The organism is Deltaproteobacteria bacterium (assembly GCA_019308995.1).
Lineage (GTDB): Bacteria > Desulfobacterota > Desulfarculia > Adiutricales > JAFDHD01 > JAFDHD01.
This window is the reverse complement of the sequence record JAFDHD010000007.1, coordinates 23,624-38,046: the sequence shown is the minus strand read 5'-3', so window position 1 is coordinate 38,046 and position 14,423 is coordinate 23,624. Positions and strand designations below refer to the sequence as shown.

At 54.7% G+C, this 14,423-nt stretch carries 12 protein-coding genes; 9 read left to right on the top strand and 3 right to left on the bottom strand.

Annotation, left to right across the window (positions count from 1 at the left end; translation table 11 throughout):
• The first annotated feature begins 5 nt into the window (after positions 1–5).
• The 8 genes from fbp (at position 6) to JRI95_02610 (ending at position 7,953) form a co-directional block, all read left to right on the top strand.
• Positions 6–1,019 carry a class 1 fructose-bisphosphatase gene (fbp, locus tag JRI95_02645; GenBank protein ID MBW2060442.1) on the top strand — a complete coding sequence of 338 codons (1,014 nt, stop codon included), beginning with the start codon at positions 6–8 and terminating at the stop codon, positions 1,017–1,019.
• Positions 1,020–1,100: 81 nt separating this feature from the next.
• Positions 1,101–2,132, top strand: a complete 1,032-nt coding sequence (gene tsaD / locus JRI95_02640) for a tRNA (adenosine(37)-N6)-threonylcarbamoyltransferase complex transferase subunit TsaD (protein ID MBW2060441.1) — start codon at positions 1,101–1,103, stop codon at positions 2,130–2,132.
• Positions 2,129–2,965, top strand: a complete 837-nt coding sequence (gene rsmA, locus JRI95_02635) for a 16S rRNA (adenine(1518)-N(6)/adenine(1519)-N(6))-dimethyltransferase RsmA (GenBank protein ID MBW2060440.1) — start codon at positions 2,129–2,131, stop codon at positions 2,963–2,965. The genes tsaD and rsmA overlap by 4 nt, the downstream gene beginning before the upstream one ends.
• Positions 2,966–3,084: 119 nt before the next feature.
• Entirely contained in the window at positions 3,085–3,933 is an 849-nt protein-coding gene (locus tag JRI95_02630; GenBank protein MBW2060439.1) for a pantoate--beta-alanine ligase, read from the top strand.
• Between the two features lie 30 nt (positions 3,934–3,963).
• Positions 3,964–4,200, top strand: coding sequence for an aspartate 1-decarboxylase (locus JRI95_02625; protein MBW2060438.1), 237 nt, complete (start codon positions 3,964–3,966; stop codon positions 4,198–4,200).
• A gap of 158 nt (positions 4,201–4,358) precedes the next feature.
• On the top strand, positions 4,359–5,507 hold the full coding sequence (locus tag JRI95_02620) for a methionine adenosyltransferase (GenBank protein MBW2060437.1): 1,149 nt from the start codon (positions 4,359–4,361) through the stop codon (positions 5,505–5,507).
• Between the two features lie 96 nt (positions 5,508–5,603).
• Positions 5,604–6,860: an adenosylhomocysteinase gene (locus tag JRI95_02615; protein MBW2060436.1), complete on the top strand. Its 1,257-nt coding sequence runs from the start codon at positions 5,604–5,606 to the stop codon at positions 6,858–6,860.
• A gap of 160 nt (positions 6,861–7,020) precedes the next feature.
• Positions 7,021–7,953 carry a hypothetical protein gene (locus JRI95_02610; GenBank protein ID MBW2060435.1) on the top strand — a complete coding sequence of 311 codons (933 nt, stop codon included), beginning with the start codon at positions 7,021–7,023 and terminating at the stop codon, positions 7,951–7,953.
• A 187-nt stretch (positions 7,954–8,140) separates the two neighbouring features.
• On the opposite strand, the gene JRI95_02605 is transcribed toward JRI95_02610, so the two are convergent.
• Positions 8,141–9,043, bottom strand: a complete 903-nt coding sequence (locus JRI95_02605) for an HAD family phosphatase (GenBank protein MBW2060434.1) — start codon at positions 9,041–9,043, stop codon at positions 8,141–8,143.
• 297 nt (positions 9,044–9,340) lie between these two features.
• Between JRI95_02605 and JRI95_02600 the strand changes: the two genes are divergently transcribed.
• Entirely contained in the window at positions 9,341–10,549 is a 1,209-nt protein-coding gene (locus JRI95_02600; GenBank protein MBW2060433.1) for an MltA domain-containing protein, read from the top strand.
• A gap of 99 nt (positions 10,550–10,648) precedes the next feature.
• Here JRI95_02600 and tkt read toward each other — a convergent pair whose 3' ends face one another.
• Both tkt and zwf read right to left on the bottom strand, forming a co-directional pair.
• Positions 10,649–12,664 (bottom strand): transketolase, encoded by a 2,016-nt coding sequence (tkt, locus tag JRI95_02595; protein ID MBW2060432.1) that lies wholly within the window; start codon positions 12,662–12,664, stop codon positions 10,649–10,651.
• A gap of 141 nt (positions 12,665–12,805) precedes the next feature.
• Positions 12,806–14,395: a glucose-6-phosphate dehydrogenase gene (gene zwf, locus JRI95_02590; GenBank protein MBW2060431.1), complete on the bottom strand. Its 1,590-nt coding sequence runs from the start codon at positions 14,393–14,395 to the stop codon at positions 12,806–12,808.
• Positions 14,396–14,423 lie beyond the last annotated feature (28 nt).

Genomic DNA, 14,423 nt, shown 5'->3' with positions numbered 1-14,423 from the left:
AGGATATGCCTAATAGAGGAATAACCGTGACTCAGCATCTCCTGCTGACTCAAACCGAGGTATCAGGCGCAACCGGAGCTTTTACCCGTCTGCTCAACGAACTGATCGTGGCGGCGAAATTGATCTCGCGGGAGGTGAATAAGGCCGGGCTGGTTGATATCCTGGGCTTTACCGGCCGGGAGAATGTCCAGGGCGAAGCCGTTCGCAAGCTGGATGACTTTTCCAACGAAACCATTATTCGCCGCCTCGAATCCACGGGCATTCTTTGCGCCATGTCTTCGGAGGAGGTGGCTGACATCATCGAGATCCCGCGCCACTTTCCCATGGGCAATTATGTGCTCATCTTCGATCCCCTGGACGGGAGTTCCAATATTGACGTGAATATCAGCGTCGGAACGATTTTTTCCATCCTGCACCGGGTGACAGACAAAGATGATCAACCCACGCTGGAAGACGTTCTTCAACCGGGATTCAAACAGGTTGCAGCCGGTTATTTCGTTTACGGCTCTTCAACCATCATGGTTTACTGCGCCGGTAACGGGGTTCACGGCTTCACCCTCGATCCTTCGGTCGGTGAGTTCCTCCTGTCACACGAAAATATAAGCATCCCTGAAAAAGGCAACACCTTTTCCGTCAATGAAGGAAATTATCATTACTGGAGCGCAGAAGTTCAGCAGTATATTGATTATCTGAAGAACCCCGCAGCCGACCATCATGGGTACACCTCCCGGTACATTGGTTCGCTCGTGGCAGACTTCCACCGGAACCTGCTTCACGGCGGCATCTTTCTCTATCCGGCGGACAGTAAAGATCCGCGCAAACCGCATGGCAAGTTAAGATTGATGTGCGAGGCCAATCCCCTGGCGTTCGTGGTGGAACATGCCGGCGGCGCAGCCAGCACAGGCACACAGAGGATCATGGATCTCGAGCCCGAAGAACTGCACCAGCGGGTGCCTCTGATCATCGGGAGCAAGGAGGAGGTCCGCGTCGCTGAGGAGTTCATTCAGGGGAAGAGATGATATTTCCGGCCTGAAACTTAAAACATAACTGATTCCTCGCGATCTCTTTGGATGGCGGGGATTTTATATTTCAAACACTGTATGAAAATTTTAGGCATCGAAACATCCTGTGACGAAACAGCAGCAGCCGTGGTCGAGGATGGGCGGCTGATTCGGTCAAACGTCGTCCGCACCCAGTTTGATCTCCATGGACGATACGGGGGAGTGGTTCCGGAGCTGGCGTCGCGGCGTCATGTGGAAGTGATCCTGCCCGTGATTGAAGAGGCCCTGAGCCAGGCCGGACTCAGGCTGGACCAGCTTGACGGGCTGGCCGTAACTCAGGGCCCGGGACTGGTAGGCTCGTTATTGGTCGGCCTTAACCTGGCCAAGGCCCTGGCCCTGGTGACCGGTCTTCCCCTGGTCGGAGTCAATCATCTTGAAGGGCACATTGCCGCGGGATTTTTAATGGGAAATCTGCCAGGTTTTCCTCTGGCCGCCCTGGTCGTCTCCGGCGGCCACACCAACCTTTACCTGGTTCAGGGACGCATGAAGTTTGAACTTTACGGTCAGACCAGGGATGACGCGGCCGGGGAGGCCTTTGACAAGGTGGCCAAGCTCCTCGGTTTGGGTTATCCAGGCGGGGTGGCTATCCAAGCACGTGCTGCCAAAGGCGACGGGCGGCGTTTTAATCTTCCGCGCCCGATGCAGGGACTGGGTTTGGATTTTTCCTTTGCCGGTCTGAAGACAGCGGTTTTGAGTCTGGTTAATCGCCAGTTCAAGGGAGCCGAGATCGGGTCAAGGGACCTGGCTGACCTGGCCGCCTCGTTTCAAGCCGCGGTGGTGGATGTTTTGACCGCTAAGGTTTCAGCCCTTTTGAATCAGGTCAAGGTTAAGGGTTTGATTTTGGCTGGAGGAGTGGCGGCGAACCAGAGCCTCAGGAGGGAAATGGCTGAGGTGGCGGCAAGGCACGGTGTCCCGTTCATCCTGCCGCCCATCGAATTGTGCACCGATAACGCCGCCATGATTGCGGCCATGGGCTATCACCTTCTGACTGCGGGCAGCACTTTGAGTCTTTCGGCCGACGCCTTTTCCAGATGGTCGGCTGAAAAGGATGCCTCTAAAGAAAAAGGATGACCTCTCCACGTAAACTCCTGGCCGCGCGTAAGCTCATGGCCAAGAAGGGCCGGGGCCAGCATTTCCTCATGGACCCCGGGGTCGTCCGGGCCATTCTGGACAGGGCCGGCCTGAACCCGGAGATACCGGTCCTGGAAATCGGTCCCGGCCTGGGCGCTCTAACCAGGCCTCTCCTGGAAAAGGGTTTCCACGTCGTGGCCGTCGAGGTGGACCAGGGGCTGGTCCGCTTCCTGGAGGATGAGGTCCGGCCCCTGGCGCCGGAAAGACTGACGATCATCTTCGGAGATATCCTGAAGCTGGACCTGGGTGATGTGGCGGCTAAGTTTGGCGGGCCGCTCTTGGTGCTGGGAAACCTGCCTTACCAGATATCCTCACCGCTTCTCTTTAAGCTGCTTGAGTTCCGTTCAGCCGTGACACAGGCGGTATTGATGTTCCAGCGGGAGGTGGCGGATCGGCTCACGGCAAAGCCGGGAGGCAGGAATTACGGACGGCTAAGCGTTATCTATGCCTATTTTGCGCAGGTGGTTCGCCTGCTGGACGTGGGGCCGGACGTCTTCTACCCCCGGCCAAAGGTCGGCTCGACCATGCTCAAAATCACCTTCAAGAGCTTAACGGAGCCTCCGCTTCATTCCGAGCACCTCTTCAGCCGGGTGGTTAAAGCAGGTTTTGCCCAACGGCGCAAGACCCTGAGGAACGCCCTCCTTTCAGCGTTTGAACCGGAGAAAGTCGAAGCTGCCTTGAAACTGGCTGAGATTGAACCGGGCCGACGGGCCGAGACCTTGAGCCCGTTCGAGTTTGCCGCTCTAGCTAACGCCATGTCCGCTCTAGCTTGAGCGCATTGCAGCACTTGACAAAATCACCTATAATGTTTAAGACATCTTTGGCGTGAGACACCGGCCTGGTATGCATGGGTTCGGCAAATCAGGACGTGAGTGACGGCCTGGAGCGTATCATGGAGTTGATTAAAGAAACAAAAAAAATGCAGGTTTGGTCTCGCGAGAAGCGGGCCAAAGGCGCCAAATTAGGTTTCGTCCCCACCATGGGCTTTCTTCATCAGGGGCATCTGAGCCTGATGGAATACGCCCGATCCCACTGCGACCTGCTTATCGTCAGCATCTTTGTCAATCCCACGCAGTTCGGTCCGGCCGAAGACTTCAAGACATATCCACAGGATTTTAATCGCGACCTCGAATTGATGCGGTCCATCCCGGTGGACACGGTCTTTCATCCGGCGCCGGAGGAGATATATGCAGCCGGCTTTCAGACGTACGTTGAAGTCACGGAACTAACCCAGGGGCTGTGCGGAGTCAACCGGCCGACGCACTTTAAGGGAGTGACCACCGTCGTGGCCAAGCTGTTTAATATCGTGCAGCCGCATCTGGCTGTCTTTGGCCAAAAAGACTACCAGCAGCTGATCGTTATCCAGCGCATGGTTAAAGACCTTCATTTGGAGGTGGAGGTCGTCGGCTGTCCGACCGTCAGGGAGGAAGACGGCCTGGCCATGAGTTCGCGCAACGTTCACCTTTCGCCTGAAGAGCGGAAGAGCGCCCGGGCCTTGTCCGAATCGCTGAAACTGGCACAGGAGATGGCCGATCAGGGAAAGCGAGCCGCGGCGGAGATTCTTGCTGCGGTTCGAAAACACATCGAAGACCAGCCTCACGCCCGGCTTCACTATGCCGTCCTGGTTGATCCTGAGACCCTGGAGGACGTCGAAAGCATCGAGGGTCAGGCCCTCCTGGCTCTGGCCGCGGTCGTGGGTAAGCCCCGGCTGATTGACAACGCCATCATCACGGCCGATTGAAGGCTGAAAATATCTATAACGTAAAGACCGATGCTCAAATCAAAGGTTCACCGCGCCAGGATGACCGAGGCAAACCTCGATTACCAAGGCAGCCTAACCCTGGATAAGGAACTCATGGACGCAGCCAACCTGCTCCCTTTCGAGAATATGCAGATCTTAAACGTGACCAACGGCGAGCGCTTCAAGACTTATGTCATTAAAGGCCAGCCCCGAGTCAAGTGTACCAAAGCGGGGATTCCTGTCAAGTCACAGCTGATCTTCTCATGATACGCCCAGTACCAGGAGTGTACCAAAGCGGGATTCCTGTCAAGTCACAGCAACTTATAGCCCACCATTATCCATATTTACCTTGACAGTTTCTAGCCTGGTGGAGTTATATTTATAAAGTTGCATGGTTCGATTTAAAAAGAGGAGGAAGTGACTTTATGAGTCCGAGTTATCTATTCACATCAGAATCAGTTACCGAAGGTCACCCGGACAAGGTGGCCGATCAAATATCGGACGCTATTTTAGATTCGATCCTGGCCCAGGATAAAAAAGGCCGTGTGGCCTGTGAGACCCTGGTGACCACGGGCATGGCCGTTATCGCCGGCGAGATCACCACGGAGTGCTGGGTGAACATGCCGGCCGTGGTCCGGGAAACGATCAAGGAAATTGGATATACTGACGGCTCCATGGGGTTCAACTGGGAGACCTGCGCCGTAATTACATCTATTGACAAGCAGTCTCCAGACATCGCCCAGGGCGTCAATGGCGCGGAACAGGGCGCCGGTGACCAGGGGCTCATGTTCGGGTATGCCTGTGATGAGACTGAATCATTGATGCCCATGCCCATTTATTACGCCCATAAGCTGACTCAAAGGCTGGCCCAGGTCCGCAAGCACGGGGTCCTGGACTTCCTGCGGCCCGATGGCAAATCGCAGGTGACCATCGAGTATGATCATGGCAAACCCAAGCGGGTCGAGGCAATCGTCATCGCAGCTCAGCACTCGCCAGAGGCAGCCGAAAGCGATGTCAGGGAAGCGGTTACTAAAGAGGTCATCAAGCGGGTCATCCCGGCCGAATTACTTGATGGGGACACTAAAATCTTTATAAACGCTACGGGCAAGTTCGTGCTGGGCGGACCCATGGCCGACTGCGGCTTGACCGGCCGCAAGATCATCGTGGACACTTACGGCGGTCAGGGCAGTCATGGCGGCGGCTGCTTTTCTGGCAAGGACCCCTCCAAGGTTGACCGCAGCGCCTCATACATGGCGCGACACGTGGCCAAGAATATCGTGGCCGCCGATCTAGCCCGGCGGTGCGAGGTGCAGCTGGCTTATGCCATTGGGGTTGCCGAGCCGGTATCTTTAATGGTGGATACCTTTGGCACCGGTAAAGTCAAAGATGAGAAAATCGCTCAGGCCTTGCCTCGGGTCTTCCCCTTTAAGCCGGCTGACATGATCGCTTACCTTGATCTCTTGAGGCCCATTTACAAAAAAACCGCCTGCTACGGCCATTACGGACGGGAAGAGCCTGAATTCACCTGGGAAAAGACAGACAGAATCGAAGATATACTCGATATGGTCCGTTAGGCCATTTCCCTATCAATAAATACCTGGTCAAGATATAACTCAGCACTCAGCCCCCGGCTGGGGCCTGAAATAAAACAAACAGGAGTGAAAAACGAAGTGAGTTACGATATTAAAGATCTGAGCCTGGCTCAAAAAGGCCAACTGCGCATCGAGTGGGCTAACCAGAACATGCCCGTCCTGAACCTCATCAAGCGGCGGTTCGCGCGCCAGAAACCCTTCAAGGGCGTTCGAATCGGGGCATGTCTGCATGTGACCACAGAGACAGCCAGTCTGGCCCGGACCCTTAAGGCCGGTGGGGCCGAAGTCTTTCTTTGCGCCTCCAATCCCCTGAGCACCCAGGACGATGCGGCTGCGGCCCTGGTCAAAAAGGACGGAATCGCCACCTTTGCCATCAAGGGCGAGGACAATGAGACCTATTACCAGCACATCAACGCCGTGCTCGACGCAGCGCCCGCGGTCACCCTGGATGACGGGGCGGACCTGGTTTCGACCCTCCATTCAGAGCGCAAACCATTGATCAAGAACGTTATCGCCGGAACCGAGGAGACGACCACCGGCGTCATTCGGCTGACCAGCATGGCGGCGGATAAAGCCCTTAAGTACCCGATCATCGCGGTTAACAACGCCAAGACCAAATACTTTTTCGACAACCGCTATGGCACCGGGCAGAGCACCCTCGACGGAATCATCCGGGCCACAAACCGGCTGGTGGCCGGCGCCAACTTCGTGGTCTGCGGCTATGGGTGGTGCGGCCGCGGCGTGGCCATGCGAGCCCAGGGCCTGGGAGGTCACGTCATTGTAACCGAGGTTGATCCCCTCAGGGCCATCGAGGCGATCATGGACGGATACCGGGTCATGCCCATTGCTGAGGCGGCCGAGATCGGCGATTTCTTCTGCACCCTCACCGGAGACATTAATGTCATTCGCAAGGAGCACTTCCTTAAGATGAAGTCTGGGGCGATCGTGGCCAACTCCGGGCACTTCAACGTTGAATTGGACCTTGGCGAACTGGCCAAGATCACCACCAAACGCCGCATCGTCAGGGAGTATGTTGAGGAATACACCCTGGAAAACGGCAAGCGTGTCTATATCCTGGGTGAAGGCCGGCTCATCAATCTGGCCGCGGCCGAAGGACATCCCTCCAGTGTTATGGATATGAGCTTTGCCAATCAGGCTTTGTCCGTGGAGTACATCGTGAAGCACAAAGGCAAAATTCCCTTGGGCGTGCTGCCGGTGCCTGAAGAAATAGACAATGAAATCGCCGAGCTGAAGCTTAAATCCATGGACGTAAAGATAGACACATTGACCGCGGAGCAAAAAAAATATCTTGCCTCCTGGGAAATGGGAACCTGATTGATCTTTTTAACGAGCAGGCCCGGGAGCTGCTCTCTGGCAAGGAAAAAAAGGCGCGGGAGAGATGAGGGGTTTGGATTTCAGATCTGACATCTCAGCGCATCAAAGGCCTTGACCTCAACCGTCTCTCCCCTGACCTTGCCTTTCCTTCAATTCATTGATGAATCGTAAGTGCCGCTTACTTTCGCATACACCCCGGGACAAAGGCCTTACCGGCTTTCCCCTCTTTTTTTTATCTCCCTGCCTGAGCCTCATATTCATTTTAACGGCGTTTTTAATCTCCCCCGAACCTTCACTGGCCGAGCGTCCCACAGATTCGACGGTCGAACTGGCTGCCCTCAAGGTTGAGTTTGTGAAGGAGATGAGCCAGGAGGATGATCCAGAGGAAATCATGGCCCTGGCTGCTTTTTACGCGGGCCGAAGCTGGGAGATCGCGGTGCGGCAAATAGCAGAGCGATATCAGACTCCTGAAGCAAGGAATTACATTCAGCGGATTGATAAAGGACTATATGAGCCGGCAGTGAAAAAGGCAGATTCAGATCCGGTGCGCCGTCAGATTTTAGGCCTGGACCTCATGTATCGGTCGGTTAACGCCGTGGCTGGCATCATGGCCCTTCAACGCGGAGACAGGTTGACCCTCAAGCAGATCCAGGAGATTGAAAATCGTTTGAATCCCTCGATTGATTCCAATGAGGATACAATGAAGGCCATGGTTTCTCTGACCAAAGGTATTATGACCATGCTGACCCTCACCCTGCGCTCGGTTGACGCGGATCATAGATTCCTGAGACGGATTAACAAGGAACTTGAGTTCAGGGTTCAGGAGGCCGAGGCCATTAAGGCGCGGCGGGACATCCACTACTACGCCAAACTCCTTCTCTGGACGGTCAATAACATAAGCGGTTGCTTTCAGTTCGTTTACCTTTTGAACCTCGCTGTGGATGAAAGACTGGCGGCTGAGGTGGGGCCCATTCGGCGCGCCTGGGAAAGGCATCTCTCCCGGGATGATTCACCCATCAGGGCCATGGCCCTCGGCCTGACCGCCGTGGCTGAAGCCAGCTTCCCTCTGGCGACCGTCCTTGCTGAGCGGTGACCACAGGAAGTCTTTGGGATAAAACAAAAGGTAAAAATACATTCCGGTTAAAAAGATCGGGAATTGCTTCGTCGCTGACACTCCTCGCGAAGCTAATCCCCCCAAAAACGGTTCTATCGGAAACTTATTTTGCCAGTCGTTATTGAGCGTTTAAGGCGGAGAGGGTTGAATCAGCCGGACCGCGGCATCAATCTAAAATACGCTTTGTCTGTAAATGGCTTGCGAGCCAGCTTTTAATCGCTTCCGCCACGCCGCTGCTGTTGTTGGACGCGACTTCAGGAAACCGCTCTTTCAGTTCAGGCGGTGAATTGGAGACAACGTAGCTTGTTTCGGCCCACTCGAGAATATCCAGATCGTTGTAATCATTGCCCACGAAAAGCGTGTCCTGCCGCGAAATTCCGAGTTCCTGCGCGAGCCACTCGGCGGTGAGGGCTTTGGAAACGTTTTGGGGAAAGATCTCAATCCAGATGGAACGATGGTCCAGCGGAGAAGTGGTTCTGATAACGGTGAACCCTGACAGCTTCTCCTTGATCTCGTTATAAATGGAAACACCCTCTGAACCCGGGACGATGGCAACCAGGTGAGCGGCCGGGCCGAAATCCTCGTTCCGGCCTTGAAGCGGCCAGGAGTGGTCAGTGGAAAAGCTCAGACGCCATTCAAAGTCCGTATCCGAAACGTCGGCGAAATGGTAGGCAAAAATATGGCTGTCCGGGACCGGCTTGTGAATCATGAAACTATGACCGGCTTCCATCAGCAGGCCGGTTATCATCTTAACATCCCCGGGGCGGTGGCTGGTCTTCCGGATAAGATCCCATCCTTCGATTTTGACAACACCCGCGCCTGAAGAAAAGATCACATAATCAATCGGGAACTGGTTCTGGACCTCCCTTTGGAAGGACGCGAGCGAACGTCCGGTGGCAATGGCCCTGACCACACCGGCCGCACCCAATTCTTCCAGGGCTTCAAGGTTATCAGAAGTGAATCCGCCGTCAGTGCATCGAAGGGTGCCATCGAGATCGGTGACAAACAGCCCTCGAGGTTTGGATTTACCAGACCGCCCTGGGCCCGGTATGTTATTTGAAACGATCATGGTCGAGTTTTTTCTGTCTGCCGTGACTTCAACAATCGGGTTGTATTATTTCTTTTTATTAGAAACCTTGTTTTAGGCGTGGTAACAAGTTTTTTGTTAATCTAACATAAGATAAAGAGATCATTATGGCAAAGGAAAAATGCCGCCTGACATAATTCCCGGGTTCCAGCTTATACCGTGGTTGTTTTTTTAAGTTGGCCCGGCAGGATTTAAATGTCCTGGATGCCGCAGCTTGAACTTTTCCCCTGACAATGGCAATATACCGCCACTGCAAAAAAATCGGTTCATGGTGAAACAATGATTCGGCAGGTAATTATTATTGGATCGCTCCTTCTGGTGCTCGCCTTTTCAGGATGCGACCTACCCTGGTTTCGCTACCCTGAAGAAGAAACCGTGATGGTCCGCGTCAAACCTGGCAAGTGGCCGGAGCTGACGGACGACCTGGACCGTGCTTCTCTGAGCCAGGCCCTGAAACAGTCGCGGGTTTATCTCCGGCGCCTGCCTCCGGACCGGGCCTTCAAGTACGGCCCGGACACCTATTCGGCCGGGCATTTGCTGGCTTCTTTGGACGCCTTCGAGAGGCTCTATCTGTCGTTAAAGCCGGGGCAGCCCCTGACCGAGGCGCTGGCGCAGGATTTTATTCTCTATCAAAGCGTTGGTCGGGAGGGTAAGGGTGAGGTGATATGCACCGGATACTATGAACCCTTGCTCCACGGCTCCCTCAATCCTGGCGGGCGCTTCCGGTGGCCTCTTTACCGGAAACCGGATGATTTGATCGAGGTAAATCTGGGTGATTTTTCAGCGGGGCTGGCCGGAGAGCAGATCAAGGGACGCCTGCAAGGGCGGCGGCTGGTACCCTACTATACCCGGAGCGACATTGACCGCCAAGGCGCACTGGCGGGGCGTAATCTGGAGCTGATCTGGGTGGATGACCCCATAGCCCTATTATTTTTACACATTCAGGGTTCAGGCCGCATCCAGCTTCCCGACGGCCAGGTCATACTGGTGGGGTATGCCGGGCAAAACGGGAGGCCTTTCCGGAGTATCGGGCGGCGTATGCTGGACCTGGACCTGCTCAGTCCGGAGGAAATGTCCATGCAGGCCATTCGGGATTGGCTGGCGGCTCACCCGGAAAAGGCTTTAACCTTCATGGATTATAATGAAAGCTACATCTTCTTCCGGCGCCTGGAAGACGGACCGATGGGGAACATCAATGTTCCTTTGACGCCGAACCGTTCCGTGGCCCTGGACCGCCGTATCTTTCCTAAAGGGGCCCTGGCCTGGCTCGAAGCTCGTAAGCCGGTGGTTGACTCGGGTCAAATCACGGAGTGGCAGAAGTTTTCGCGTCTGGTCCTGGTCCAGGATACCGGCGGGGCTATCCGCGGACCCGGCCGTCTGGATCTCTTCTTTGGGCATGGGTTTGAGGCTGAAATCGGGGCCGGACATATGAAAGAACCGGGCCGCCTCTTCTTCCTGGTCATGAAGACCAGTCCGCCGCAGAAATAGAAACGCTTGGCCTTTTGAAGGCCGCAGGTGTCAAGTTGAGTCGAAATGGGGGTGAAATATAATTACTTTGGACTGGACATGCGATTGTTTGATCTTGATTCAACCTGGAGCCTTGTTTCGCTCCATCGCCATTTCAGCTTTCTCCACCACATGCTCTGCCGTCAGCCCAAATTTTTCATAGATCACCTTATAAGGCGCTGAGGCGCCGAAACGATTGATACCGATCACCTCGCCCTGCCCGCCAACATAACGATGCCAGCCGTGAGGAACTCCGGCTTCGATAGCGATGCGGGTCTTTATTTCGGATGGAAGGACCTGGCGGCGGTAATCTTCCGGCTGCCGGTCAAACAACTCCCATGAAGGCATGCTGACCACCCGCACGGAGACACCCTTTTGCCCGAGCTTTTGAGCGGCTGCAATCGCTACATGGACCTCAGAGCCGCTGGCCATGAGGATGACTTCCGGCTTCTGGTCATCGGCGTCACTGAGGATATATGCGCCGCGGTGCAGGCCGCTGGAGGCAAAGGCTTCCTCCTCCAGGGTGGGCACGCTTTGCCGCGTTAAGGCCAGAGCCACGGGACCATTTTTATGATTAAGAGCAAACCGCCAGGCCTCAGCGGTCTCATTGGCGTCACACGGCCGAATAACCGTCAGATTCGGGATGACCCTGAGCGCGCCGAGTTGTTCGATCGGCTGATGAGTGGGCCCGTCCTCGCCCAGGCCGATACTGTCGTGGGTGAAGACGTAAATGACCCTGAGACCCATGAGCGCCGCCAGGCGGATGGACGGCCGCATGTAATCGCTGAACACGAGAAAGGTGCCTCCATAAGGAATCAAGCCGCCGTGCAAGGCCATGCCGTTGAGGATGGATCCCATGCCATGCTCACGGACCCCAAAACGGAGGTTCCGTCCCTGCCACAGGCCGCGCTGGAAGTCATCTTCTCCTTTGATAAGCGTCTTGTTCGAGGGAGCGAGGTCAGCGGAACCGCCGACGAGGTTTGGAACGAGTGAGGCAATCCCATTCAGGACCGTGCCTGACGCGACGCGGGTGGCCATACCTTTCGGGTCGCCCGGGAAAGCAGGGATACCCTTTTCCCAGTCATCTGGCAATTCGTCTTTCATTATTCTTTTCCAGGTTGCGGTCGGTTCAGGAAAAGCCTCCTCATAAGAACGGAAAAGCGTTTCCCACTGGCCCTGGCTCTCTTTACCTTTATCAACCGCCTGGCGGAAGTGATTCAGGGCTTCATCCGGGATGAGAAATAGAGGATCGAGAGGCCATCCCAGGTTCTCCTTGGTCAACCTGATCTCCTCGCTACCCAGGGGTTCTCCGTGAGCCGAGGCGGTGTCCTGCTTATGGGGGCTCCCAAAGCCAAGGTGCGTCCGGACGGCGATTAAAGAGGGCCGCTCCTTTTCTTGTTGGGCCTTGGCGATCGCTGCTGCGACGGCTTTAAGGTCGTTTCCGTCCTCAACCTGCTGCACATGCCAGCCGTATGCCTCGAAGCGGGCGATCCGGTTTTCGGTGAAGGTGAGGTCCGTGCTCCCTTCGATGGAAATGCGGTTGTCGTCGTAAAGGTAAATCAGCTTGCCCAGCCCCAGGTGTCCGGCCAGGGAGGCTGCCTCGTGGGAGACGCCTTCCATGAGGTCGCCATCGCTGACGATACCATATGTGTAGTGATCAATAATCTCGTAGCCGGGGCGGTTGAAAAGTGCGGCCAGGTAGCGTTCGGCCATGGCCATGCCTACGCCGTTGGCAAACCCCTGGCCCAGCGGGCCTGTCGTTGTCTCCACGCCCGGGGTCAGAGGGTATTCCGGATGGCCCGGTGTTTTACTGTCCCACTGGCGGAAGTTTTTTAGCTCTTCCAGAGGCAGGTTATAACCAGTCAGGTGGAGAAGGCTATAGAGCAGCATGGACCCATGTCCGGCTGAAAGAACGAACCGGTCCCGGTTGGGCCATTTGGGATCAAGGGGGTTATGCCGTAAAAAGCGGGTCCATAAAACATAGGCCATAGCCGCGGCCCCCATGGGCATGCCCGGATGTCCGGAATTGGCGTTTTCAACACCATCCGCGGAAAGCATACGTATCGTGTTCACACAGAGATCGTCCAGGTCTTTCATTACTTCTTCTCCGCTCCTTTTTTTAGATTTCTCTAGCCATTGGCACTTAGGCTCGATCTTTTTTATCATTTTGGGAATGAAAAAGGAAAAAATTATTAACCCGCGCCATTTTCCAGCGCAGTATTTATAAAAATAAGATGATCAGCCAAGGTCATTTAACTTACTTGGCTTCAACTCCTGAAAAGCCCTTGGCCCCCAGGTCCCGGCCGCATACGGCTGAAGCATCTCCGCCCGGTCACCGCACGTTTCGCATTCCCTCAAAATGGGAGTTAGAAAGGACCAGCAACGCTCGACCCCATCCTGCCTCCAAAAGAGCATCTGATCTCCGAGCATACAGTCAATGAGCACTTTTTCATAAGCCTCCATGACCGGCCCGGTATAATTCTGAAGATAATTAAAATCCATAGTCACGGACCTGAGGCAGACCTTGGCACCGGGGTTCTTGGTCTGAAATGTCAGCAATATCTTTTCATCCGGATAGATACCCAGAATCAATTTGTTGGCGGCGATGTGTTCTTCCAGGGCCTGGCGAAACATGGAATGAGGAACCTCCTTGAATTGAATGACAATCTCAGTCAGCTTCCTTGCCAGTCTTTTACCAGAGGTGAGAAAGAAAGGCACGCCCTGCCATCGCCAGTTGTCCAAAAAAACCTTTATCATGGCAAAGGTGGGTATGAGGGAATCCGGGCTGACACCAGGCTCCTCCCGATAGCCAGGCGCCTTTTGACCGTCAATACTCCCTGGCCCATACTGTCCCAGGATCAAATAATCATTCAGACGCTCCACCGGAAAGGGTCTCAGGGAACGAAAGACCCTTACCTTTTCATCCCTGACCTGATCCGCCTCAAACAGCGAAGGAGGGTCCATGGCGGTCATGGCCAGAAGCTGCATCATATGATTTTGAAACATGTCTCTTAAAACGCCCGCCTGCTCATAGTATCCGGCCCGATGTTCCACACCGACGGCCTCTGCGGCCGTGATGCTGACATACTCGATATACCTTCTATTCCAGATCGGCTCGAAAATTGAATTGGCAAAACGGAACATCAATACGTTTTGAACGGTTTCCTTGGCCAGGTAATGATCTATCCTGAATATCTGATGCTCTTGAAAATTCTCATGAATACTTCGGTCGAGCTCGACAGCGGTTTCCAGGTCCCGGCCAAAAGGCTTTTCGACAACGAGGCGCGACCAGCCATGACTGTTTTCCTGTTCCACGGCCAGACCCGACCGCCCGATCATCTGAGCCACTGTCTGGTAAAGAGCCGGTGGGATGGCTAGATAAAAGATCCTGTTTCCGCCGGTTTTATACTTTTTATCCAGGTCTTGCAGAAATTCAGCCAGGCCGGTAAAAGACGGTAAGTCATGGTAGTCAATGGAGCGGTAAAAAAGGCATCTGGCAAAGGACTGCCATTTTGATTGATCCAGATTGCCGGCCTTGGTTACCGCCTTCATCATCTTTTCCCTGAACGCATCATGGCTCAGCTCGGTACGACCGCAGCCGATAACGAGAAAGAGATCTGGAAGTCCGCCACTTAGATACAGGTTAAAAAGGGCTGGCAATATTTTTCTGGCGGTCAAATCTCCTGAAGCGCCCACAATGACGATGGCGCACGGATTCAGTTGCTTTTCCAGGAGGCCTTTTGGGGCGGTAACACCAGGATCAACGGCCCTGCCTTCCGTTACCACCGCGTCCTGACGGCTGTCCAGCTCTTGTTTTTCAGTATTCATGGTATTTGATCCTTACTCCGGCTGTAAT

What these genes read in the sequence shown, in the direction of transcription:
- fbp (MBW2060442.1), top strand. Translation starts at nt 6, where the DNA reads ATGCCTAATAGAGGAATAACCGTGACTCAGCATCTCCTGCTGACTCAA.
- tsaD (MBW2060441.1), top strand. Translation starts at nt 1,101, where the DNA reads ATGAAAATTTTAGGCATCGAAACATCCTGTGACGAAACAGCAGCAGCC.
- rsmA (MBW2060440.1), top strand. Translation starts at nt 2,129, where the DNA reads ATGACCTCTCCACGTAAACTCCTGGCCGCGCGTAAGCTCATGGCCAAG.
- JRI95_02630 (MBW2060439.1), top strand. Translation starts at nt 3,085, where the DNA reads ATGGAGTTGATTAAAGAAACAAAAAAAATGCAGGTTTGGTCTCGCGAG.
- JRI95_02625 (MBW2060438.1), top strand. Translation starts at nt 3,964, where the DNA reads ATGCTCAAATCAAAGGTTCACCGCGCCAGGATGACCGAGGCAAACCTC.
- JRI95_02620 (MBW2060437.1), top strand. Translation starts at nt 4,359, where the DNA reads ATGAGTCCGAGTTATCTATTCACATCAGAATCAGTTACCGAAGGTCAC.
- JRI95_02610 (MBW2060435.1), top strand. Translation starts at nt 7,021, where the DNA reads ATGAATCGTAAGTGCCGCTTACTTTCGCATACACCCCGGGACAAAGGC.
- JRI95_02605 (MBW2060434.1), bottom strand. Translation starts at nt 9,043, where the DNA reads ATGATCGTTTCAAATAACATACCGGGCCCAGGGCGGTCTGGTAAATCC.
- JRI95_02600 (MBW2060433.1), top strand. Translation starts at nt 9,341, where the DNA reads ATGATTCGGCAGGTAATTATTATTGGATCGCTCCTTCTGGTGCTCGCC.
- tkt (MBW2060432.1), bottom strand. Translation starts at nt 12,664, where the DNA reads ATGAAAGACCTGGACGATCTCTGTGTGAACACGATACGTATGCTTTCC.
- zwf (MBW2060431.1), bottom strand. Translation starts at nt 14,395, where the DNA reads ATGAATACTGAAAAACAAGAGCTGGACAGCCGTCAGGACGCGGTGGTA.